The following is a 22,916-nucleotide window of genomic DNA, read 5'->3' as shown; positions in this document are numbered from 1 at the left end:
CACCGAGTGTGGCGTCCGCCCATAATTTGCGGATGCAAGACATCACCTCGGCACTGCCCGACACGCCGTGCTTTCTCAACGGCGAATTCACCCCTCTGCGCGACGCGAAGATCAGCGTCCTCGACCGCGGCTTCATCTTCGGCGACGGCATCTATGAAGTGATCCCCGTCTACTTCGGCGCGCCCTTCTGCTTCGATGAACACATCGCGCGCCTCGAGCGTTCGCTGGCCGAGCTGCAGATCGACAACCCCTACACCCGCGACGAATGGCGCGCCATCGCCACGCGGCTTGCCGCGCCGCAGGGCAAGGCACCGCAGGCGATCTACTTCCAGGTCTCGCGCGGCGTGGCACCACGCGACCACGTCATGGTGCGCGGCCTGCGCCCCACCGTGTTCGCGATGGTGAACCCCCTGCCGCCCGTGGCCGATGCGGTGCGCGCCAAGGGCGTGGCCTGCGTCACCGCCGACGACTTCCGCTGGCAGAAGGCCCACATCAAGAGCACCAGCCTGCTGGGCGCGGTGCTCGCACGGCAGATCAGCGTCGAGGCCGGCGCGACCGAGACCGTGATGTTCCGCGGCGACTGGCTCAGCGAGGCCTCGTCGAGCAACGTGTGGATCGTGAAGGACGGCACGCTCATCGGCCCGCCCAAGGACAACCTCGTGCTGACCGGCATCCGCTACGGCCTGCTCGAGCGCCTGTGCCAGGACAGCAGCATTCCCTTCGCGCTGCGGCGCGTGTCGCGCGACGAGGTGTTCGGCGCCGACGAGCTGCTGCTGTCCTCGGCCACCAAGGAAGTGTTGCCCGTTGTCACACTCGATGGCCAGGCCATTGGCAATGGCCATCCCGGCCCCATCTACCAGAGCTTGTATGCCGCCTACCAACAGGCCAAGCAACGCAACGCCGACGCGCCAGGAGCCACCGCATGACCGATACCCCGACGACCCCCACCGACACCGCATCGATCCCCGATCCGCGCAAGGAATCGCTGATCGAGTACCCCTCGCAGTTCCCCATCAAGGTGATGGGCGCGAAGGTCGACGGCTTCGTGCACGCCATCACACAGATCGCCGAGCGCTTCGATCCGGCCTTCGACGCCACCACGGTCGAGCTGCGCGACAGCAAGGCCGGCAACTACCTGGGCGTGACCATCACCGTCACCGCCACCAGCCGCGAGCAGCTCGACGACCTCTACCGCGCCCTGTCCGCGCACCCGATGGTGAAAGTCGTTCTTTGACGCCCCTCGAAGCGCAGTGGCTCGGCCGGGCCGACTACCTCGCCACGTACGCGGCGATGCAGCGCTTCACGCAGGGGCGCACGCCCGAGACGCCCGACGCGCTATGGATCTGCGAGCACGACCCCGTGTTCACGCAGGGGCTGGCGGGCAAGACCGACCACATCCTGGCCCCCGGCCCGATCCCGGTCGTACAGACCGACCGGGGCGGGCAGGTCACCTTCCACGGCCCGGGACAGGTGGTGGCCTACCCGCTCATCGACCTGCGGCGCGCGGGCTACTACGTCAAGGAATACGTCTACCGCATCGAGGAATCGGTGCTGCGCACGCTCGCCCACTTCGGCGTGACGGGCCACCGCGTGGCGGGCGCACCGGGCATCTACGTGCGCCTGGACGACCCGTTCTCGCACGCCGCCCTCACCGGCCCGATGCCCGGCGCCGACCCGTTCCGGGGCCTGGGCAAGATCGCCGCGCTGGGCATCAAGGTGAGCCGCCACGCCACTTACCACGGTGTGTCGCTCAATGTCGCGATGGACCTCGAACCCTTCTCGCGCATCAACCCTTGCGGCTACGCGGGGCTGAAAACGGTCGACCTTTCTACAATCGGCGTCCAAACCACATGGGAAGAAGCCGCCAAAGTGCTGAGCCAAAAACTCGGCGCTTTCCTGGCTCCTTGACACACCAATGAGCACCACCGAAGTCGTCCGCGACGCCCAGAGCGCCGAAACCTACAACCCGCTGGCCAAGCAGAAGGCCGCGGCCAAGCTCTCGCGCATCCCCGTCAAGGTGGTGCAGACCGGCGAAGTGCTCAAGAAGCCGGAATGGATCCGCGTCAAGGCCGGCAGCCCCACCACGCGCTTCTACGAGATCAAGCAGATCCTGCGCGAAAGCAACCTGCACACCGTCTGCGAAGAAGCCTCGTGCCCGAACATCGGCGAATGCTTCGGCAACGGCACGGCCACCTTCATGATCATGGGCGACAAGTGCACGCGCCGCTGCCCGTTCTGCGACGTGGGCCACGGCCGCCCCGACCCGCTGGACAAGGACGAGCCGCTCAACCTGGCCAAGACCATCGCCAAGCTGCGCCTGAAGTACGTGGTGATCACCAGCGTCGACCGCGACGACCTGCGCGACGGCGGCAGCCAGCACTTCGTCGACTGCATCAGCAACATCCGCGAGCTCTCGCCGATGACGCAGATCGAGATCCTGGTGCCCGACTTCCGCGGCCGCGACGACCGCGCGCTGGAAATCCTCAAGGCCGCGCCGCCCGACGTGATGAACCACAACCTGGAAACCGCGCCGCGCCTGTACAAGGAAGCGCGCCCGGGCAGCGACTACCAGTTCAGCCTGAACCTGCTGAAGAAGTTCAAGGCGCTGCACCCGAACGTGCCGACCAAGAGCGGCATCATGGTCGGCCTGGGCGAAACCGACGAAGAGATCCTGCAGGTGATGCGCGACATGCGCGCCCACGACATCGACATGCTGACCATCGGCCAGTACCTGTCGCCGTCGGGCTCGCACCTGCCGGTGCGCCGCTACGTGCACCCCGACACCTTCAAGATGTTCGAGGAAGAGGCCTACAAGATGGGCTTCAGCCACGCCGCCGTGGGCGCGATGGTGCGCTCCAGCTACCACGCCGACCAGCAGGCGCACGCCGCCGGCGTCTGACGGCACCGCCCGGCCGCCCGCCATGCGCGGGCGTCGGCGCCCCCTCCCTCCTCTCCCCCTGACCTCGCACCGCGGCCGTTTTGGAACGGCCGTGGCGGTCGTGCGCGCGCGCCGCGCCATCCAAAAAACTGATTAAAACCTCGGGGGTAAATAACCCGGGGTATCAAAAAATTTGCAGCCGCATTCGCTTGTGCGCGCCAAATCCATCCCCTACGCTGACCTCCTGATTTCGCCCGACCCGGAATTAAAAACCCGGAGCCGACGCGCTTTCAGGTTCCCTTGGAGGCTTTGACAAGGAAATTGAACCATCAATTTCCAAGGCATTGTTTTGTCCGAAATTAGCAAGTACCGCATCGCATAAAAAATTCAGTCGCCACGGCCCGCGCGTTTCCATCTCACGGAGAAACCGGAATGCATGCCCTGCTCGAAGCCATCGATTCGCCCCATTCGCTGCGCCAGCTCGGCATTGCTCAATTGCCGGGCCTTGCGGATGAATTGCGATCCTTCATCGTCGACAGCGTGTCGCGCACGGGCGGCCACTTCGCCTCCAATCTGGGCACGGTCGAGCTGACGGTCGCCCTGCACTACGTGTTCGACACCCCGCGCGACCGCATCGTCTGGGACGTCGGCCACCAGAGCTACGCCCACAAAATCCTGACCGGCCGGCGCCAGGCCATGCCCACCTTGCGCCAATTCGGTGGTATTTCCGGATTTCCGAGGCGCGCCGAATCCGAGCACGATCATTTCGGCACCGCGCATTCCAGCACCTCCATTTCCGCCGCCCTGGGATTTGCACAGGCCGCCCGCATTTCCAATTCGACCGACCACGCCATTGCGGTGATCGGCGACGGGGCCTTGAGCGCCGGCATGGCTTTCGAGGCCATGAACAATACGCAGGCCTGCGGCCGCTTATTGGTGATATTGAACGACAACGACATGTCGATTTCACCACCCGTCGGCATGCTACGCCTTTATCTGGGCGGATTGATTTCAGAACGCGCCTATGCCAGCGCCAATGAAGCCAGCCGGCAAAGATTGCGCGCCATGCGCCCGGCGCTGGCCCCCTGCGAGCCCTCGGAGCTCGGCCTGTCGCCCGCCACCCTGTTCGAGCAGTTCGGCTTCCACTACACCGGCCCCATCGACGGCCACGACCTGGGCGCGCTGATCCCGGCCCTGCAGAAGTTGCAGGCGCAGCCGGGTCCGCAGCTGCTGCACATCGTCACGCAGAAGGGCCACGGCTACCGCCCGGCCGAGCAGGACCCGGTCCTGTACCACGGCCCCGGCAAGTTCGACCCCGCCGCCGGCATCAAGACCGCCCCGGCAGCCGCCCCCGCCAAGCCGACCTACGCCCAGGTCTTCAGCGACTGGCTCTGCGACGAGGCCGAGGCCGATGCGCGCGTGGTCGCCATCACGCCGGCCATGCGCGAGGGCTCGGCGCTGATGGACTTCGAGCGGCGCTTTCCCGAGCGCTACTTCGACGTCGGCATCGCCGAGCAGCACGCCGTGACCTTCGCCGCGGGCCTCGCGGCGGCGGGGATGCGGCCCGTGGTCGCCATCTACTCGACCTTCCTGCAGCGCGCCTACGACCAGCTGGTCCACGACGTGGCCTTGCAGAACCTGCCGGTCGTGTTCGCGGTCGACCGCGCCGGCATCGTCGGCGCCGACGGCGCGACGCACATGGGCGCCTTCGACGTCGCCTACCTGCGCTGCATTCCGAACATGGTCGTGATGGCCGCGTCCGACGAGGACGAGTGCCGCCAGATGCTGCACACCGCCCTGCGCCACGACGGCCCGGCCGCCGTGCGCTACCCGCGCGGCGGCGGGCCCGGCGCGCTGCCCGTGCGCGCGCTGCAGCCGCTGCACATCGGCCGCGGCCAGGTGCGGCGCGAATCGACGCAGCCGATGGGCGCACGCATCGCCATCCTGGCCTTCGGCACCATGGTCGTGCCCAGCCTGGCCGCCGCCGAACGGCTCGACGCCACGGTCGCCAACATGCGCTTCGTCAAGCCGCTCGATGCCGACCTGGTGCTCTCGCTCGCCGAGACCCACGACGTGCTGGTCACCGTCGAAGAAGGCTGCGTGATGGGCGGCGCCGGCGCGGCCTGCCTCGAATCGCTGGCCGCGCAGGGCGTGCTGATTCCGTCGCTGCAACTCGGCCTGCCCGACCAGTTCGTCGAGCACGGCGACTGCGCCCGATTGCTTGCAGCCCACGGCCTGGATGCCGACGGGCTGGTGCAGTCGATCCAGGCGTTCTTCGATGCCAACGCCCCCGCGTTCCGCACGGCTCGCATGAGCCTCGTTTCCTGAAACCCACCGTGACCGCCAGCCACAGGAGAACCCGATGAGCACAGCCACCGCACGCCGCATCGACGCGCCCGCCCCGCCTTCGCTTCAAGTGATCCGGGGTGCCGAGGCCAACCCGTACCACGCCAAGGTCGAGTACACCTACCAGGACGACCCCGAGGACTGGCGCAAGGCCATCGGCGAGGACCTGATGTTCCAGTTCGGCGTCTACGACGACCCGCGCTCGGTGCCGCCGATCTCGCTCAACGAATCGGGCCTGCGCTACTTCGACCAGCAGATGGAAATCGCGGGCCTGGACCAGCCCCCGCCGTTCCCCATCCGCCGCATCCTCGACGTGGGCTGCGGCTGGGGCTTCGGCCTGCGCTACCTCGCGGAGCACTTTCCGCAATGCCGCCAGCTCGACGGCATCAACATCAGCGAGACGCAGCTCGCGCACTGCGCCCGCTACCACGCCCAGCAGCACCTGAGCGACCGCGTGAACCTGTACCTGTGCGATGCGCAGGACGTCGCCCTGCTGCCCAACCCCGACACGCCCTACGACCTGGTGACGATCCGCGGCGTCATCTCGCACTTTCCGAACGACCTGTACGAACGCTCGATGAAGCAGGTGGCCGCGCGCATGCGCCCGGGGGCCAAGGTCGTCATCTCCGACAACCTCTACAACATCCCGCTGGACAACTACCGCTCCGACATCGAGGACGAGGTCGACCGCCTCGCCTGCAAGCACCGCAAGACGCCGGCCTACTTCCGCCGCGTGCTCGAAGAAAGCGGCTTCGTGGTCGAAGACATGCGCGTGCTCCCGCGCAACATCGACGTGGCGCGCTGGTTCACCGACGTGAAGGAAAACATCGAGAAGAACTTCACGCCCGACACCATCCCGCCGCCGCTGGAAGAGCTGCGCGTGATGGCGGTCAGCCTCTCGGTCGCGCTGATCAAGGACAAGTTCTCGACCTACAGCGTCATCGCGCGACGCCTCTGAATTTCCCCCACCAGGAGCGCCCACACCATGCAAGCATCCGCGCAAGCCGTCGGCATCGACGTCATCCACAGCCGCAGCCTCGACCACTACCAGGACAAGATCGAGCAGGTCTATGCCGACACGCCCGACCAGTGGCGCAAGGCGATCGGCAACGAGCTCTGGTACCAGTACGGCGTGTTCGACGAGAAGATGGACCCGCACGACCTCCCGCTCGACGCCTCGGGGCGGCGCCACATGGAGCACCAGTTCGAGCTCGCCGAGCAGGCCGGCGCCGACCTCTCGCCGGCCACCGTGCGCCGCGCGATCGACATCGGCTGCGGCTGGGGCCCGGTGCTGAAGTTCATCGCGCAGCGCTACCCGCAGTGCGCGCGCATCGACGGCGTGAACGTGAGCCGCCCGCAGCTGGAGTGCGCGCGCGAACTCATCGCGCACGAGGGCCTGGCCGACCGCGTGCGGCTGTACCAGTGCAATGCCAAGGACATCGGCGAGCTGCCCGATGCGCAGGTGCCCTACGACCTGGCCATCCTGCGCGGCAGCCTCATCCACTTCACGCCCGAGGTGCTGGAGCAGGCCATGGCCTCGCTGTCGGCGCGCATGCGCACGGGCGGCACGGTCATCATTTCGGAGAGCCTCTACAAGGTGGACCTGGCGACCTACAAGTCGCACATCCCGGACAAGGTCGACCGCGCCGCGTCGGGCTACCGCAAGACGCCCGACGGCGTGAAGCAGGTGCTCGAGCGCCACGGCTTCGCGGTGCTCGACCAGCGCGTGCTGCCCTCGAACGCGGAGGTGATCCGCTGGTACGGGCTGGTCAAGGACAACCTGGACGCGCACCACCCGACCAGCAAGACCGCCACGTTCACCGAGCTGCGCGACATCGCCGTGAGCTTCTCGGACGCGCTGCTCAAGGACAAAGCCTCGTCGTTCAGCTTCATTGCGCGGCGGACCTGAGCATGCCCGAACCGACCCCGTTCGCCCAAACCCTGGCCCGCATGCCCGAACTGGGCAGCAAGGTCCATCTCCCCGACCCGGGCCTCACGCTCAAACCCACCTGGCACCCGCAGAACGACGCCATCGAGGCGCGGCTGGCGGTGGACGACCGGCCCTATGTGCTGGCGCACTTTCGCAGCGAGAAGGCCACCGCCGCCTACCTCGGGCAGCGCGTGCCGGCCTACGGCGGCCTGTGCTACCCGCACGCGAAAGCGGACCGCATCTATTCCGTCATGCGCATGATGAATGCGGGGACCCTGATGGACGATGCCTTCACGCCCCTGGAGCTGAGCGCCGACCAACGCCCGCGCGACGAACTCCTGCGCCACTACCTCGATGCCCTGGAAGGCATCCTGCCGCCGGCCAGTGCGCCGCTGCCGCGGCTCCTGTTCGACACGCTGCCGCCCATCCAGGCGCAGCTGGCGCAAAAGCCCCGCGTCTGGGAGCGCATGAAAGCCGGCATCCGCAGCCAGCTGGTGCGCATGGCCGATCCGCTGGCCTACCAGATGGACACGCTGACGCTGGATGGCTACATGGACCTGCGCCGCGACAACGCGTTCGGCGAGTACCTGACCATGCTGACCGAGTACGCCCTGGACGTGGACATGACCGATGCGCTGGCCGAAGACGCATCGCTGCGCGCGGTCCGCACCGCGGCCATGGATGCGGTCATCCTGGTGAACGACTTCTTCTCGTTCCGCAAGGAGGTGCCGGCGAGGGATTCGCTCAACGCCATGTGGGTGCTGATGCGCGAGGAGGGGCGGGACCTGCAGCAGGCGGTCTATCGCCTGGCCGCGCTGTGCGCGCGCAACGAGCAGGCGTTGATCCGGTCGCGCGACGAGGTGCTCGCCGGCCCCCTTGGGCAGCGCCCCGACGTGCGCGCCTACGTGCGCGAGCTGGAATACATCAGCTCGGGCAACGCGGAGTGGTGCGTCATCACGCGGCGCTACCACCTCTCGGACCAGCGCTTCGTTTCCGGCGAAGTGACCATCGCGGCGGCTCCGACGCTGGACGACATCGCGGCGGCCGACGCGCGCGCCGCCTGACCCTGCGCCACACCGACATCCCCACGCACTTCGATCCATTTCACAGGAGCAGATGCATGAATGCCGTTCTCGAAAGCACCACGCCCGCGGCGCTGGAGCCTCCCCCGAAATTCGTGATCCCCGAGATGTTGAAAGCCATCCGGCCGCGCATCAACACGAGCTACCCCTACATCAAGCGGCTGCATGCGCAATGGCTGTACGAGAACTACGGCAAGCCGGAGCCGGGCAGCCTGCACGGCGCCATCGAGCGCATGGATTCGCTCTACGACGCCAGCGTGTTTCCGGACGGCATTCCGGAGCGGGTCGCGCACCACGCGAGCATCCTGACGCTGATCTTCCAGTGCGACGACCTGACGACCAGCGACCCCGAGCAGTGCGCGAAGATCATCGCCGAAGACCCCGACGCCCACGACGCGCGCGTCATGGAAGGGCTCTGGCAGACCATCCGCCAGCATGCGCCCAGCGACGCGGTGTACCAGCGCCTGCGCGGCCGCTGGACCCGCTGGATGCACCACCTCAAGGTCGAGAAGGAATTTCGCGACAACTGGGCCAACGAGGACATGGAGAGCTTCCTCAAGGTGCGCCTGATGTCCAGCGGCATGCAGCCTTACATCGCCGCCATGGAATACGTGCTGGACATCGACGTGTCCGACCTGATCGAGGACCCCGACATGAAGCGCGCGGTGGACCTCGTCAGCTGGCACTGTGCGTTCACGAACGACGTGTACTCATATGCCGTCGAGTACTACTCCACCGAGGACACGCTGAGCTCGGTCCTCATCATGCGCAACACCCGCGGCCTCGATGCGCAGCAGGCCATCAGCGCCGTCTGCGAAATGATGGAAGAGATGTACGCAGAGCTGGCCGGCCTGATCGCCCGGCTGCACGAGCGCTATGCCAATCACCCGCTGGGCGCGCGCCTGCACCTGTACCTGGACACCTACCTCCTGATGGTGGTGGGCACGCTGCAGTGGCACATCGAATCGCCGCGGTACGGCGGGCACGGGCACATCTGGAACGGGCTGCCCATGCGGCATGTGGATGTGAGCCTGGCGGGCACCGACAAGATGGAGGGCGCAGGCGCCCCGCAGCAGGCACCGGTCGGCTCTGTCTACGTGTCGTAGAGACCGCGCCATGAAGCTGCCGTACTTCGAGTGCCCCATTCCCAGCGCCATTCATCCCGGGGCGGCGCACGCGGATGCGCAGTCGGTCGCCTGGATGCGGCGCTTCTCCCTGTGCCTGAACGACACCGAACGCGACCGCATGGCCCGCTCCGGCTGCGGCGAACTCGCGGCCCGCATCGTGCCCGACGCCACGCCGCAGACCCTGCAGATCCTCTCGGACTTCTTCATCTGGAACGTCTCGTTCGACGACGAGTACTGCGACGAGGGTCCGCTGAGCCGGCAACCCGGCCGGCTGGCCGGCGTACTGGCGATGATCCATCGGGCGATCGAGACGCCGGAAGACAGCGCGCAGGTCGACGACCGCTATGCCGCCGCCATGTGCGACATCCGCCGCCGCCTGGAGGCGCACGCCACCGCCGACCAGATGGCCCAGTGGCTGGCCGCCATGCGGGGATGGTTCTTTGCCGAGGTCTGGAAGGCGGGCAACGTGGCGTCGGGCCATGTCCCTTCGCTGAACCAGTACGGGTTGCTGCGCCTGTACAGCGGGGGCGGCCTGGCCTTTCCCACGCTGGCCGCGATCACCGAAGGCTATGCGGTGCCCACGGACCTCCTGGAGGATCGCCGTGTCAGGGCGCTCGCGGAAATGGCGCTCACGCTGGCCACCTGGAGCGCCGACATCGTGTCGTACGAGAAGGAGGTGGCGCGCGAGCAGGGCGGGCACAACCTGATCAGCGTGATCCAGCACGGGTCCCAATGCTCGCCCGCGGTGGCAGGCGCACGGGCCGTCGCCATGTACATGGAGATCATGCAGCTCTTCCTGGGCCTGCGCGGCGAGCTCATCGCCGCCGGCACCTCGCCCGCGCTGCAACGCCATGTGCAAAGCCTGGGCCGCATCGTCAGGGCCACGTTCGACTGGTGCCACGGCTCCGAGCGCTACGAGCAGGACGGCGTGCCCGACGAAGCCGGGCCGCAGGGCGCCCCTGCGCCGAAGGCGGAATCCACTGCGTCCGCCATCCCGTGCATCGCCTGGTGGTGGACGCACGACCCCGCGGCGCAAGAAGCCCGCCGGGGCACGCCGGCCCTGCACGTCGCAGGCCAGGGTGAACGCGCCCGTGCGGGAGCGCTCCCATGAACCCGCCCACGATGCCGCGCGTGATCGATGCGGCCTTCCAGGAAGCAGGCCATCTCGCGCCGCCCGCCGCGGCAAGCTGCGGCCCGGCCGCGCACACCATCGGCCTGCAGCAATTTCGCAGCACCGTGGGCGAAACACGCCGCCCGCTGCCCTATGCCGAGGGCTGGTTCCTGGGGTGCTTCTCCAGCGAGCTCGCGCGCGGGCAGGTGCTGACGGTCCCGTTCATGGGGCAGGAACTCGTCCTGTACCGCACGCACGCCGGGCTCGCCCGTGTCGTCGAGCCGTACTGCCCGCACCTGGGCGCTCACCTGGGCCACGGCGGCAAGGTCGACGGCGAGAACCTGGTGTGCCCGCTGCACGGGCTGGCCTACGGGCCGGACGGCGGCTGCGTGCGCACCGGGCATGGCGAGCGACCGCCGCGCGCCGCGCTGACCGCGCGCCACGCCCGGGAAATCGACGGGGCCGTCCTGGTGTGGGTCGACCATGCGGGCCGCCCTCCCCAGTGGGACGTGTCGCACCACGACCTCGGCGACTTTTCTTCGGCCTGCTACATCCGCAAGACGCTGGACGGCTACGCGCACGATGCGGTGGAGAACGGCGCCGACATGGTTCATTTCGGCTGGCTCCACGGGCTCTCGGACATGACCATGTCTCACCGGGCGGAGGACTGCAGGTTCGAGATCTCGATCTCGGCCCGCTGGAAGGGGCTGCACATCCGTGGCGAATTCATGAACTACGGCGTCGGCTATGTGATGGGCTCGTTCGAGATGCCCGACCTGGGCGTGCGGCTGCAGACGCAGGTCTTCTTCACGCAGATCGCACCGCTGAAATGGAAGCTGGCGATCGCGGACCGGCTTCGCATCGTGCGGCTTGGCCGCGCGCCCCGCATGCTGAGGAGCGCGATCTACGCCGTGCTCACGCCGATCGCCAGCCGATGGATGCGGTGGTTCATCGAGCCGGACTTTCCGATATGGAATGCCAAGAGCTTCATCAAGCATCCCAGGCTGACCGCGGGCGACAAGACCCTCATCGTCCACCGGCGCTGGGCGTCGCAGTTCTATCCGGGCGGCCTCGTGGACGATCCCGGCGCACTGCAGCATGCGGGAGATCACCATGCCCCTTGAAGCCCTGCTGCCGTGCGACGTCCGCGAGGCCCCGGTGCCGCAGAGCGGACCCGCCGGCTCCTTCGACACCTGGATGCACGACGCGGTCCGCCGCACCGAGCACGCACTCGCCGCCGGCCTGCCGCCGGCCGAGACCCTGCCCACGCACCTGCACGAAGCGCTGCGCTACGCCGCGCTCGGCGGCGGCAAGCGCATCCGCCCGCTGCTGTGCCAGGCGGCGGGCGCTCTCGTGGACGCACCACCCGACGCGCTCGACGCCACGGGCGCCGCGATCGAGATGGTCCACGTCTACTCGTTGGTGCACGACGACCTGCCCGCGATGGACGACGACGACCTGCGCCGCGGCAAGCCCACCGTGCATGTGGCTTACGACGAGGCCACCGCCATCCTCGTGGGCGATGCGCTGCAGGCCCAGGCCTTCCTCACGCTGAGCGAACTGCCGCTGCCGGCCGAGCGCCGCATCGCACTGGTGCGCGAGCTGGCGCAGGCGGCCGGCTCGCGCCAGCTCGTGGGCGGCCAGGCCATCGACCTGCAAAGCGCAGGCCGGTCCTTGAGCCAACCCGCACTCGAGCAGATGCATCGCATGAAGACCGGTGCACTGATCCGCGCGGCCGTGCGCATGGGCGCGCTGTGCGGCGCGGCCGACGTGCCGGCCAGCGCCGCGCTGTACCGCGCGCTCGACGACTACAGCAGCGCCATCGGCCTGGCCTTCCAGGTGGTCGACGACATCCTCGACGCGACCGCTGACACGGCCACGCTCGGCAAGACCGCGGGCAAGGACGCGTACGACGACAAGGCGACCTGCGTTTCGATGCTCGGCCTCGACGCCTCGCGCACGCTGGCCCGCACGCTGAACGCGCGCGCCCATGCGGCGCTCGCACCCTTCGGTGAGCGCGCCGCGCGGCTCGGCCAGCTGGCCGACCTGGTGGTCCAGCGCGCGCACTGAGCCCCACCTGCGAATGCCCCCGCCCCAGGAGCCCCGACATGCCTGAACCGACGACCCATTTCATGAGGGAACCGCTGGGCGTGAACAGCGCCCCGTCGGTTGCCGACGAACGCCACGCGCGCGTCGTGGAGGTTCGCACGCCGCCGCGGCCCATGCGCAGCACCACGGGAGAGACGCGCCCCCCCCATCCTTATGCCAACGGCTGGTTCGCCGTGTGCTTCAGCCACGAGGTCAAGCCGGGAGCGGTGCGCATCGTGCCGTTCGCGGGACAGGAGCTGGTGATCTACCGCACGCAGTCGGGCCTGGCCCGTGCCATCGATCCGTACTGCCCGCACCTGGGTGCGCACCTGGGCCACGGCGGGAAAGTCGACGGCGAGAACCTGGTCTGCCCGTTCCACGGCCTGAGCTTCGGCCCCGATGGCGGCTGCGTGCGCGCCTGCGCAGGCCAGACGCCGCCGAACGCGGCACTGACGGGCCGCTACATGAAGGAGATGAACGGCGCGATCATGGTGTGGCGACACAGCGAGGACCGGCCGCCCGACTGGGACATTCCGGAAATGGACCTCAGCGACCGCCTCAACCCCCGGTACGGCAGCCACGAACTCGAAGGCTACTTCGACTCGATGGTCGAGAACAGCATGGACCTGACCCACTTCGGATGGGTGCACGGGTTCACCGAGACCGCGCTGTCGCACGAGGTGGACGGGCACAAGCTCATCGTCACGATCACCGCCCGCTGGAAGGGGCAGCGTTTCCACTCGCGTCTGACCAACTTCGGCCTCGGCTTCACCCGCGGGGAGAACGCGTTGCCGGACCTCGGCGTGCAAGTCGTGACCCTGGCCTTCGCGACACCCGTCGCGCCCATGAAATGGACCTTCCGCTGGAGCGACAACCCCAGCGTCGCGCGCTTCGACCGCTGGCCGGCCCCGCTGCGCAAGCTCGCCTACCAGGTGCTCAATCCGCTGGCGCACCGCTGGCTGATCTCGGTGGTGGGCGGCGACTTCCCGATCTGGGACGCCCGCACCCGCCTCCCGCATCCCAAGCTCATGGCGGGGGAGCGCTCCTTCACCGCCTTCCGGCGCTGGTCGGCGCAGTTCTACCCGCCCACCTCCGGCGACGACGCAGACGCTGGCCATGTCCTGCGCATGTCTGCGGGACGCTGAGCCGCCCCCACCAGGAGTTCCCACCATGCGCGTCATCCTTGCCCAGCCCCGAGGCTTGCGAGCTGCGCGATATCGCCGTGAGCTTCTCGGACGCTCTGCGCAAGGACAAGGCGGCGTCGTTCAGCTTCATTGCGCGGCGGACCTGAGTTCCTGCGCGAACGGCGCCAGGAACGCCACTCGCGCGCCTGCCCCACCCACCTCACCCGCGACGACGCGACCCAGGAGAAAACCGCATGACCAGCCGTCTCAAGTTCCCATTGCTACCGATCCCGCGCCGCTGGGAGATGCATCCGCACTTCGATCCCGCGCATTCGCTGACGAACCGCTTCGAGATGGCGACGCTCGCCTACTGCGACCGCTTCAGGATGTACGACAGCGAGACGCAACGGGCTCGCCTGGCCAAGATAGAAATCTCGCGCCTCGCCGCCCTGATGTACACCAAGGGCTCCGACGAGTTGCTGCAGGTCGGCTCCGACTTCACGTTGTGGGCGTTCGCCTTCGATGACGAGTACTGCGACGAGGGCCCGCTCAGCAAGGATCCGGCGGGCTTCAACCGCAAGGCCTGCGAGATCCTGCGCGGCATCGACAGCCCGGAGGATCCGCCTTGCAACGGCGACAAGTACGCCATGGGGATACGGGACATCCGCCAGCGCCTGGACCGGTTCGCCAAGCCCCAGCAAGCCGCGCGGTTCACCGAGATGATCCGCTGGTACGTCACCTCCGAGATGATGAAGCTCACGGACCCCAGTCCGACGCTCAGCGATTACTTCGTCACGCGCCTGTACGCGGGGGGCGGCATGGCGTTTCCGGCGCTGGTCCATATCGTGGCCGACGTCGACCTCCACCAGGACGAGTGGGAGGACCGGCGCGGGCGCGCCCTGATGGAGATCACGGCCCTGCTGGCCATCCTCGACGCAGAGATGTACGCCTACCCCAAGGAAGTTGCGCGCAGTTCCAACGACCACAACATCCTCATGCTCTTCCTGCGCGACTACCGCTGCTCTTTCGAAGAGGCGGTCGAGCGCTACATGCAGATGCGCTGGCGAATGATCAGCCTCTTCGAGCGCGTGCTCCAGGACGTGCTCAAGGACGCATCGCCGGCCATGACCGAATTCGTCAACGGTCTGGCTCTCTATCACGTGGGGACGATCCCATGGTCGATCGGCAACAACCGCTATGGATCGATCAGCGGGCTGGTGACCAACGAAGCGGTGGAGGACGGCGGCGTCACGTACGAGTGTCCGCCGGAGAGTTTCGAATCGATCGGCATCCAGTCGTGCGATTGGTGGTGGACGCTCGATCCGGCGCGGCGGGAAGTCGCGCACAGGCGCCGGGCCTGAGTCCGCAGGCGCCAGGCACCGAGGGCGGCGATCCACCGAAACCGAGAGCTCACATGACCGTTCTACTGAAACAGACAGAGACCGAGGCGCCTCCCGCCCCACCGATGCATGTGTCGGACGCCGCGACGCCCTTGCGCGCGCGCCAGCCGATGGCCGCGCACATGAAGTGCCTGCCCGGCGACGCAAGGCCGGTGCTGCCCTATCCGAACGGATGGTTCGCCGCCTGCTTCAGCCACGAGCTCAAGCGCGGTGCGGTGCTGATCAGGCCCTTGATGGAACGGGAAATCGTCCTGTACCGGACGCAATCCGGCCTCGTTCGCGTGATCGAGCCCTATTGCCCTCACATGGGTGCGCACCTGGGACACGGAGGCCGGGTCGAAGGAGAGAACCTGGTGTGCCCCTTCCATCGCCTGAAGTTCGGACCGGAAGGCGGCTGCGTGCACACGGGCCGCGCCGGGCCGACACCGCGCATGGCACTGACCGCACGGCATGCACGGGAGCACAACGGGCTCGTCTTCACGTGGGTGCATCACGAGGGGCACTCTCCCTCGTGGGAGCTGCCGGTGCATGACATGAGCGGCTGGAGCCGTCCGGCCTTCGTGCATCACGAGCAGGAAGGCTATTTCCAGAACTCCGGGGAGAACAGCGTCGACGTGATCCATTTCGACACGATCCACCGCTTTGGACAACCGGAAATGTCCGCCCGCGTCGTCGACAACCAGCTGGAGGTCCGGATGTCGGCCACGTTGATGGGCAAGCCCATGTTCCTGCATCTCACGAACTACGACGCAGCCACCATGTACGGGCACTTCACGGTGCCTTCGCTCGGCCTGCAAGCCGTTGTCCGGGCGTATTCCACGCCCAACACGCGCCTGCGCTGGTCCTTGCGCATCGTCACGACCCTGAAAGTCGAACGCTTCGCCCGCTGGCCTGCGGGGGTCCGCTCGGCGCTCTATGCGCTGATGAAGCCGCTCGCGGGCGTGTGGTCGGATCGCACGTCGCACCAGGACACGCGGATCTGGGACCACAGGGGGCTCCCGGGGAGTTTCAAGCTGATGGCCGAAGAGCGACCTGCCGCGCTGTACCAGCGCTGGGTGTCGCAGTTCTATTCGTGCGACTTCCCGGGTGTGAAGCCTTCGGCAACGGACAGGCCTTCGCACAAGGAGACTTGATGACCGCCTCCCTCGAGCATGCGCCCCACCGCATGGCCCCTTGCCCGGACGAGACCCGCTTCGACGCCTGGATGCACGACGCGGTCCGCCGCACCGAGCACGCCCTCGCCGACGCACCGCCCGACGCGCTGGACGCCACGGGCGCCGCCATCGAGATGGTCCACGTCTACTCGCTCGTGCACGACGACCTGCCCGCGATGGACGACGACGACCTGCGCCGCGGCAAGCCGACCTGCGTGTCGACGCTCGGCCTCGAAGCGTCGCGCGCGCTGGCCCATGAACTGCGCGAGCGCGCCCATGTGGCGATCGCGCCCTTCGGATCGAACGGCCGGTATCTCGGGCAACTGGCCGACCTGATCGTCCACCGCTCGCACTGAAACGATCGCCCCGCCACCCGACGCGTTTGCCATGCCTTCTTCATCGCCAGCCAGGCGTCGTGGGGCCAGGACGAGGCTCTCGACGCTGCATCCGAACATCCTCACCCAGGAGTCCCAGAGATGACCGAACCGACCGCGCGCACCATGATCGGCCTGCCCTCCGTGCAAGCGATCCATCCACCCGCAGGCGAACACCATGCCTTCCCCCAGGAGGTTCGCAAGCCGTACCTCCTGGCGCGCAGCGCCTCGGGCGACACCCGTCCTGCGCTGCCCTATTCCAACGGCTGGTTCGCCGTGTGCTTCAGCCACGAGGTCAAGCCGGGCGGGGTGCACGTCGTCCCCTTCATGGGGCAGGACCTGGTCGTCTATCGCACGCAGTCGGGGCTGGCGCGTGTCGTCGATCCGTATTGCCCGCACGCGGGCGCGCACCTGGGACACGGCGGGAAGATCGACGGCGAGAACCTGGTCTGCCCGTTCCATGGCCTGGCGTTCGGTACCGACGGCGGGTGCGTGCGCGCCTGCCCGGGCCAGACCCCGCCCCGCGCGGCGCTGACGAGCCGCTACATGCGGGAGCAGAACGGGACCATCCTGGTGTGGCGGCACAGCGAGGACCGGCCTCCCGAATGGGAGATTCCCGCCATGGACCTGTCGGACCGCCTCAGCCCGCAATTCGGCGCCCACGAACTCGACGGCTACGGCGACTCCATGGGAGAGAACGGCATGGACCCGACCCACTTCGGCTGGCTGCACGGATTCACCGATACCGAGATCACGCACGAGATCGAGGGGCACACGCTCGTCGCCACGATCAACGCACGCTGGAAAGGACAGCGATTCCGCTCGCGCCTGACCAACTACGGCCTTGGCCATGCCTGCGGGGAGAACGAAATGCCGGACCTCGGCGTGCACGTCGTGACCCAGGCGTACGCCACCCCCATCGCCCCCCTGAGATGGACGTTCCGCTGGATCGACAACCCCAGCGTCGCGCGGATCGATCGCCTGCCCGCGCCGCTGCGGCGACTCGCCTACCGGGTGCTCAATCCGCTGGCACACCGCTGGCTGATCTCGGTCGTCAACGACGACTTCACGATCTGGAACGCCCGCACGCATCTGAAGCATCCCAAGCTCATGCCGGGCGAGCGCACCCTGGCCGCGTTCCGCCGCTGGTCCGAGCAGTTCTACCCACCCACCCAGACCGCCGACGCGGAAGCCGGCCCGGCGCCGAGAACGTCGACGGGAAGATGAACCGCCACCCCGAGGAGTCCCCACCATGCGCGTCATCCTTGCCCAGCCCCGAGGCTTCTGCGCCGGCGTCGTGCGCGCCATCGACACGGTCGAACACGCGCTGCGGCGCCACGGCACGCCCATCTACGTGCGCCACGAAATCGTCCACAACAAGCACGTCGTCGACGACCTGAAGGCGCAGGGCGCCGTGTTCGTCGAAGAGCTGGCCGAAGTGCCCGCGGACGCGGTGGCGATCTTCAGCGCGCATGGCGTGAGCCACGCGGTCGAGGTCGAAGCCCGCGCGCGCGGCCTGCGCGCGATCGATGCCACCTGCCCGCTGGTCACCAAGGTGCACGAGCAGGGGCGCCGCTATGCCGCCAAGGGCTATGCGCTGATCCTCATCGGCCACGCCGGGCACCCCGAGGTGACGGGCACGCTGGGGCAGATTCCGGCGCCGGTCACGCTGGTGCAGACCGAGGCCGACGTGGACGCGCTGGTGCTCGATGCCGACGCGCCGCTGGCCTACATCACGCAAACCACGCTGTCGGTCGACGACACGCGCGGCATCATCGACTCGCTGCAGCGGCGCTTTCCGCAGATCGTCGGCCCCGACACGCGCGACATCTGCTACGCCACGCAGAACCGGCAGACGGCCGTGCGCGAACTGAGCCAGCAAGTCGACGTGGTGCTGGTGGTCGGCGCGCAGAACAGTTCCAACTCGCAGCGCCTGCGCGAGATCGCGGCGCAGGCCGGCGTGCGCAGCTACCTCATCGCGCAGGGCAGCGAGCTCAAGCCCGACTGGGTGCGCGACGCCGGCGCGGTGGGCGTCACCGCCGGCGCCTCGGCGCCCGAGACCATGGTGCAGGACGTGGTCGCCGCGCTGCGCCGGCTGGCCGAGGTGGAACTGCTGACGCTGCCCGGGCGCGAGGAGCATGTGGTGTTCCGGCTGCCGGCGGAACTCGCGGCGGAAGTGGCCGTGCCATGAAACCGCCCGTCGCACGCCGCCTCTCGCGGCAGGTGCGCGTCGGCACCGTGCGCATCGGCGGCGATGCGCCCGTGGCCGTGCAGGCCATGACCAACACCGACACCGCCGACGCGGCCGCCACCGTGGCGCAGGTGGCGGCGCTCGCGCGCGCGGGGGCCGAGCTGGTGCGCCTCACGGTCAACAACGAGGAGGCCGCCGCGCAGGTGGCGCCGATCCGCGATGCGCTCGCGCGCCAGCAGGTGAATGTGCCGCTGGTGGGCGACTTCCACTTCAACGGCCACCGCCTGCTCGCGCAGTACCCCGACTGCGCGCAGGCGCTGGCCAAGTACCGCATCAACCCCGGCAACGTCGGGCGGGGCGACAAGCGCGACGCGCAGTTCTGCCAGCTCATCGAGATCGCCTGCCGCCACGGCAAGCCGGTGCGCATCGGCGTGAACTGGGGCAGCCTCGACCCCGCGCTGCTGGCGCGCCTGATGGATGCGAACGCGCAGGCGGCGCAGCCGCAGCCGGCCGACGAGGTGATGCGCCAGGCGCTCATCGTCTCGGCGCTGGAGAACGCCGCGCGCGCCGAAGACGTCGGCCTGCCGCCCGATCGCATCGTGCTGTCGGCCAAGGTGAGCCAGGGGCAGGACCTTATCGCCGTGTACCGCGAACTCGCCGCGCGCTGCGACTACCCGCTGCACCTGGGCCTCACCGAGGCGGGCATGGGCTCCAAGGGCATCGTGGCCTCGGCCACCGCGATGGGCGTGCTGCTGCAGCAGGGCATCGGCGACACCATCCGCGTGTCGCTCACGCCCGAGCCGAACGGCGACCGCACGCGCGAGGTGCTGGTGGCGCAGCAGATCCTGCAGTCGATGGGCCTGCGCGCCTTCACGCCCAGCGTGACCGCCTGCCCCGGCTGCGGGCGCACCACGAGCACCTTCTTCCAGTCGCTGGCCAGCCAGATCGAAGGCTGGCTGCACGCGCAGGCGCCGGCCTGGCGCGTGCGCTTTCCGGGCGTGGAAGACATGCACGTGGCCGTGATGGGCTGCGTGGTCAACGGCCCCGGCGAGAGCCGGCTCGCGCACCTGGGCATCTCGCTGCCGGGATCGGGCGAGCAGCCGGTGGCGCCGGTGTACATCGACGGCGAACGCGCGCTGACGCTCAAGGGCGAGCACATCGCCGACGACTTCACGCGGCTGGTCGAGACCTACGTGGCCGCGCGCTACGGCGCCGATGCCGAGGCGCGCGAGCGGCTGGGTGCGTGGATGAAGCCGTCGTCGCGCGAGCGCGTCGTGCCGATCGCTGCCGTCTGAAGGCACTGCCATGGCCACGCAACGCCTCACCCTGCTCGGCGCCACCGGGTCGATCGGCGACAGCACGCTCGACCTCGCGGCGCGCCACCCCGACCGCTTCACGGTGCATGCGCTGACGGCGCACCGCAACCTCGACAAGCTCTTCACGCACTGCGTCGCCTTCCGCCCCGAGGTCGCGGTGGTCGGCGATGCGACAGGCGCCATGCAGTTGCAGGCCCGGTTGCGCACGGCCGGCCTGCGCACCGAGGTCATGCACGGCCCGCAGGCGCTGTGCGAGGTCGCGCAGTCGGCGGGCTGCGACACGGTGGTCGCAGCCATCGTCGGTGCGGCGGGGTTGCTGTCGTCGCTGGCGGCGGCGCGCGCGGGCAAGAAGATCCTGCTGGCGAACAAGGAGGCGCTCGTGATGTCCGGCGCGCTGTTCATGCGCGCGGTGGCCGCGCACGGCGCCACGCTGCTGCCGCTGGACAGCGAGCACAACGCGATCTTCCAGTGCCTGGCGGGCGCGCCGGCCGGCGGCGCGGGCGTGCAGCGGCTGGTGCTCACCGCGTCGGGCGGGCCGTTCCTGCACCGCCCGCTGGAGGCGCTGGACCGCGTCACGCCCGACGAGGCCTGCGCGCATCCCACCTGGCGCATGGGCCGCAAGATCTCGGTCGACTCCGCGACGATGATGAACAAGGGGCTGGAGACCATCGAGGCACGCTGGCTGTTCGCGATGCCACCCGAACGCATCGAGGTGGTGATCCACCCGCAGAGCGTGATCCATTCGATGGTGGCCTATGCCGACCAGTCGGTGCTGGCGCAGCTGGGCCGCCCCGACATGCGCACCCCGATCGCGCACGCGCTGGCCTGGCCCGAGCGCATCGACTCGGGCGTGGCGCCGCTGGACTTCCTGCAGCTCGCCCACCTGAGCTTCGCCGCGCCCGAGCTGAAACGCTTTCCCTGCCTGCGCCTGGCGCTGGAGGTGCTGCGCAAGGGGTGCGCGGCCAGTGTGACGCTCAATGCGGCGAACGAAGCGGCGGTCGATGCGTTCCTGAACGGGCGCCTGCGCTACACCGACATCGCGCACGTGGTGGAAGACTGCCTGCAGCGCGCGCCTGCGTCCGCGCACCAGAACCTCGACGACATCCTCGCGGCCGACGCGCACGCGCGCGTGCTCGCAAGTCAGGCGATCCAGCGTGCGGCGTTGCGGTCCCCATCGCCGGCGGTCCCGCTTTCCGAGTCGGTCACCTTGGCCGAAGGCACGGGCGCACGGCTGTAGCGCGACAGCCATTTGGCCGCCACGGCCAGTGCCATCGGCGGTGGGGTCTCACGCACGGCGCGCGACGCGCCATGCGCCTCGTGCGCCGCGCCAGTCACCATGGCAGCGAGTAGGTCTTGGTGTTGGTGAAGCTCTTCATCGCCTCGAGCACGCCTTCCTTGTAGCCCAGGCCCGAGTCCTTGATGCCGCCGAAGGGCGTGAGCTCCAGGCGGTAGCCCGGCACTTCGCGCACATTGACGCTACCCACGTTCAGCTCGCGGATGAAGCGCGTGATGTAGTCCAGGCGGTTCGTGCAGATCGACGACGACAGGCCGTAGGCCGTGCCGTTGGAGATGCGGATCGCTTCGTCGATGTTCTTGAAGCGGATGACGGGCGACACGGGGCCGAAGGTCTCGTGCTTGGCGACGGTCATCTCGGGGTCGACGTGGTCGAGCACCGTCGGCGAATAGAGCGCGCCGCGGCGCTCGTTACCGTACAGGAGCTTGGCGCCTGCTGCGATGGCTTCGTTGACCACGGCTTCGAACTGCTTGGCAGCTGCCTCATCGATCACGGTGCCCATGTCGGTGTCGGGGTCCATCGGGTCGCCGTACTTCAATGCGCGGGTCTTCTCGACCAGCAGTTCGACGAAACGATCAGCCACGGCTTCGTGCACCAGCATGCGCTTCACGGCCGTGCAGCGCTGCCCCGAGTTCTTGTACGACCCGTTGGCAGCCAGCGTGGCCGCCTCCTCGATGTCCGCGTCTTCCATCACGATGATCGGGTCATTGCCGCCCAGCTCCAGGATCTGGCGCTTGTAGGTGGCCTTGCCCGCGATGTACTTGCCGATGGGCACGCCACCCGTGAAGGTGACCAGGTCGACGTCGGCGTTGGTCAGCAGCTCGTCGGCAATTTCCTTCGGGTCGCCCGTGAGCACCGACAGCATCTGCGGCGGCAGGCCCGCCTCGTACAGGATGTCGGCCAGCAGGAAGGCCGTGAGCGGCGTCTTCTCGCTGGGCTTCAAGACGATGCGGTTGTTGGTCGCGATGGCCGGCGCCACCTTGTGGATCACCTGGTTCAGCGGGTGGTTGAACGGCGTGATGGCGGTGATGGCGCCCAAGAGTGGCTCGCGCATCGTGTAGACCTTGCGGCTCTTGCCGTGGTGCGTGAGGTCGCAGGAGAACACCTGGCCATCGTCCACCAGCGCCTGGTTGGCGGCGAACAGCAGCACGTCGGAGGCGCGGCCCACTTCGTACAGCGAGTCCTTGCGCGACAGGCCCGACTCGAGCGTGATGGTGCGCGACATCTCGTCCAGGCGCGAGGCGATGATCTCGCCGGCGCGCATGAGGATCTTGTAGCGCTCGTAGCGCGTGAGCGTGGGCTTGTAGTCGCGGGCAATGCGCAGGGCGTTGCGCACGTCGTCCAGCGTGGCCTTGGGCACGGTGGCGATCACCTCGCCGGTGTACGGGTAGGTGACCTCGATGGTGCGGTCGCGGTGGACTTTCTCGCCCGCGATGCGCAGGGCTTCGCGGTACACGGTGCCGGGCTTCAGGGCGGCGTGGTCGGACTTGCTCATGGAATG

General features: G+C 68.4%; 20 protein-coding genes and 1 pseudogene. 20 read left to right on the top strand and 1 reads right to left on the bottom strand.

Annotated features, from left to right (window positions below):
- Positions 1 to 32: 32 nt before the first annotated feature.
- From AC1RLW_RS30590 to ispC, 20 genes and pseudogenes are all read left to right on the top strand, one after another.
- Positions 33 to 926, top strand: a complete 894-nt coding sequence (locus tag AC1RLW_RS30590) for a D-amino acid aminotransferase (RefSeq protein WP_493196169.1) — start codon at positions 33 to 35, stop codon at positions 924 to 926.
- Positions 923 to 1,234 (top strand): YbeD family protein, encoded by a 312-nt coding sequence (locus AC1RLW_RS30585; RefSeq protein ID WP_062480170.1) that lies wholly within the window; start codon positions 923 to 925, stop codon positions 1,232 to 1,234. Before AC1RLW_RS30590 ends, AC1RLW_RS30585 begins: the two co-directional genes overlap by 4 nt.
- A 56-nt stretch (positions 1,235 to 1,290) precedes the next feature.
- A complete protein-coding gene (lipB, locus tag AC1RLW_RS30580; RefSeq protein WP_493196227.1) occupies positions 1,291 to 1,908 on the top strand; it encodes a lipoyl(octanoyl) transferase LipB in 618 nt (205 codons plus the stop codon).
- A gap of 7 nt (positions 1,909 to 1,915) precedes the next feature.
- Entirely contained in the window at positions 1,916 to 2,899 is a 984-nt protein-coding gene (gene lipA / locus AC1RLW_RS30575; protein ID WP_062480166.1) for a lipoyl synthase, read from the top strand.
- 411 nt (positions 2,900 to 3,310) lie between these two features.
- Positions 3,311 to 5,206 carry a 1-deoxy-D-xylulose-5-phosphate synthase gene (dxs, locus tag AC1RLW_RS30570; protein WP_493196168.1) on the top strand — a complete coding sequence of 632 codons (1,896 nt, stop codon included), beginning with the start codon at positions 3,311 to 3,313 and terminating at the stop codon, positions 5,204 to 5,206.
- Positions 5,207 to 5,240: 34 nt separating this feature from the next.
- The gene (locus tag AC1RLW_RS30565; protein WP_062480112.1) at positions 5,241 to 6,182 is read left to right on the top strand and encodes an SAM-dependent methyltransferase; all 942 of its coding nucleotides are present in this window, start codon (positions 5,241 to 5,243) and stop codon (positions 6,180 to 6,182) included.
- Positions 6,183 to 6,209: 27 nt separating this feature from the next.
- Entirely contained in the window at positions 6,210 to 7,133 is a 924-nt protein-coding gene (locus AC1RLW_RS30560; RefSeq protein WP_070063790.1) for an SAM-dependent methyltransferase, read from the top strand.
- Positions 7,134 to 7,135: 2 nt separating this feature from the next.
- Positions 7,136 to 8,218, top strand: coding sequence for a terpene synthase family protein (locus AC1RLW_RS30555; protein WP_062480108.1), 1,083 nt, complete (start codon positions 7,136 to 7,138; stop codon positions 8,216 to 8,218).
- A 56-nt stretch (positions 8,219 to 8,274) separates the two neighbouring features.
- On the top strand, positions 8,275 to 9,342 hold the full coding sequence (locus AC1RLW_RS30550) for a terpene synthase family protein (protein ID WP_159274697.1): 1,068 nt from the start codon (positions 8,275 to 8,277) through the stop codon (positions 9,340 to 9,342).
- Between the two features lie 10 nt (positions 9,343 to 9,352).
- Complete coding sequence (locus AC1RLW_RS30545; protein WP_159274698.1) at positions 9,353 to 10,474, top strand: terpene synthase family protein; 1,122 nt, start codon at positions 9,353 to 9,355, stop codon at positions 10,472 to 10,474.
- Positions 10,471 to 11,598, top strand: a complete 1,128-nt coding sequence (locus AC1RLW_RS30540) for a Rieske 2Fe-2S domain-containing protein (protein WP_493196167.1) — start codon at positions 10,471 to 10,473, stop codon at positions 11,596 to 11,598. The genes AC1RLW_RS30545 and AC1RLW_RS30540 overlap by 4 nt, the downstream gene beginning before the upstream one ends.
- 73 nt (positions 11,599 to 11,671) lie before the next feature.
- Positions 11,672 to 12,544, top strand: a complete 873-nt coding sequence (locus AC1RLW_RS30535; RefSeq protein WP_159274880.1) for a polyprenyl synthetase family protein — start codon at positions 11,672 to 11,674, stop codon at positions 12,542 to 12,544.
- Positions 12,545 to 12,582: 38 nt separating this feature from the next.
- A complete protein-coding gene (locus AC1RLW_RS30530; protein ID WP_493196166.1) occupies positions 12,583 to 13,707 on the top strand; it encodes a Rieske 2Fe-2S domain-containing protein in 1,125 nt (374 codons plus the stop codon).
- 233 nt (positions 13,708 to 13,940) lie between these two features.
- A complete protein-coding gene (locus AC1RLW_RS30525) occupies positions 13,941 to 15,047 on the top strand; it encodes a terpene synthase family protein (RefSeq protein ID WP_493196165.1) in 1,107 nt (368 codons plus the stop codon).
- A gap of 53 nt (positions 15,048 to 15,100) precedes the next feature.
- Positions 15,101 to 16,219 carry a Rieske 2Fe-2S domain-containing protein gene (locus tag AC1RLW_RS30520; RefSeq protein ID WP_390348231.1) on the top strand — a complete coding sequence of 373 codons (1,119 nt, stop codon included), beginning with the start codon at positions 15,101 to 15,103 and terminating at the stop codon, positions 16,217 to 16,219.
- A gap of 122 nt (positions 16,220 to 16,341) precedes the next feature.
- A pseudogene (locus tag AC1RLW_RS30515) lies at positions 16,342 to 16,452 on the top strand (polyprenyl synthetase family protein); the annotation flags it as partial.
- Positions 16,453 to 16,716: 264 nt separating this feature from the next.
- Positions 16,717 to 17,841 carry a Rieske 2Fe-2S domain-containing protein gene (locus AC1RLW_RS30510; RefSeq protein WP_493196164.1) on the top strand — a complete coding sequence of 375 codons (1,125 nt, stop codon included), beginning with the start codon at positions 16,717 to 16,719 and terminating at the stop codon, positions 17,839 to 17,841.
- Positions 17,842 to 17,866: 25 nt separating this feature from the next.
- Positions 17,867 to 18,805: a 4-hydroxy-3-methylbut-2-enyl diphosphate reductase gene (gene ispH, locus AC1RLW_RS30505; protein ID WP_493196163.1), complete on the top strand. Its 939-nt coding sequence runs from the start codon at positions 17,867 to 17,869 to the stop codon at positions 18,803 to 18,805.
- Positions 18,802 to 20,100, top strand: a complete 1,299-nt coding sequence (gene ispG, locus AC1RLW_RS30500) for a flavodoxin-dependent (E)-4-hydroxy-3-methylbut-2-enyl-diphosphate synthase (protein ID WP_493196162.1) — start codon at positions 18,802 to 18,804, stop codon at positions 20,098 to 20,100. The genes ispH and ispG overlap by 4 nt, the downstream gene beginning before the upstream one ends.
- 10 nt (positions 20,101 to 20,110) lie before the next feature.
- Positions 20,111 to 21,358, top strand: coding sequence for a 1-deoxy-D-xylulose-5-phosphate reductoisomerase (ispC, locus tag AC1RLW_RS30495; RefSeq protein WP_493196161.1), 1,248 nt, complete (start codon positions 20,111 to 20,113; stop codon positions 21,356 to 21,358).
- A 94-nt stretch (positions 21,359 to 21,452) separates the two neighbouring features.
- Here ispC and phnY read toward each other — a convergent pair whose 3' ends face one another.
- Entirely contained in the window at positions 21,453 to 22,910 is a 1,458-nt protein-coding gene (gene phnY, locus AC1RLW_RS30490; RefSeq protein ID WP_390348221.1) for a phosphonoacetaldehyde dehydrogenase, read from the bottom strand.
- Between the last annotated feature and the right edge of the window lie 6 nt (positions 22,911 to 22,916).

The sequence above is a fragment of the Variovorax sp. GW822-FHT04A09 genome (assembly GCF_058801005.1).
The sequence above is the reverse complement of the archived record's forward strand: the minus strand, read 5'-3'. Positions and strand labels throughout refer to the sequence as shown.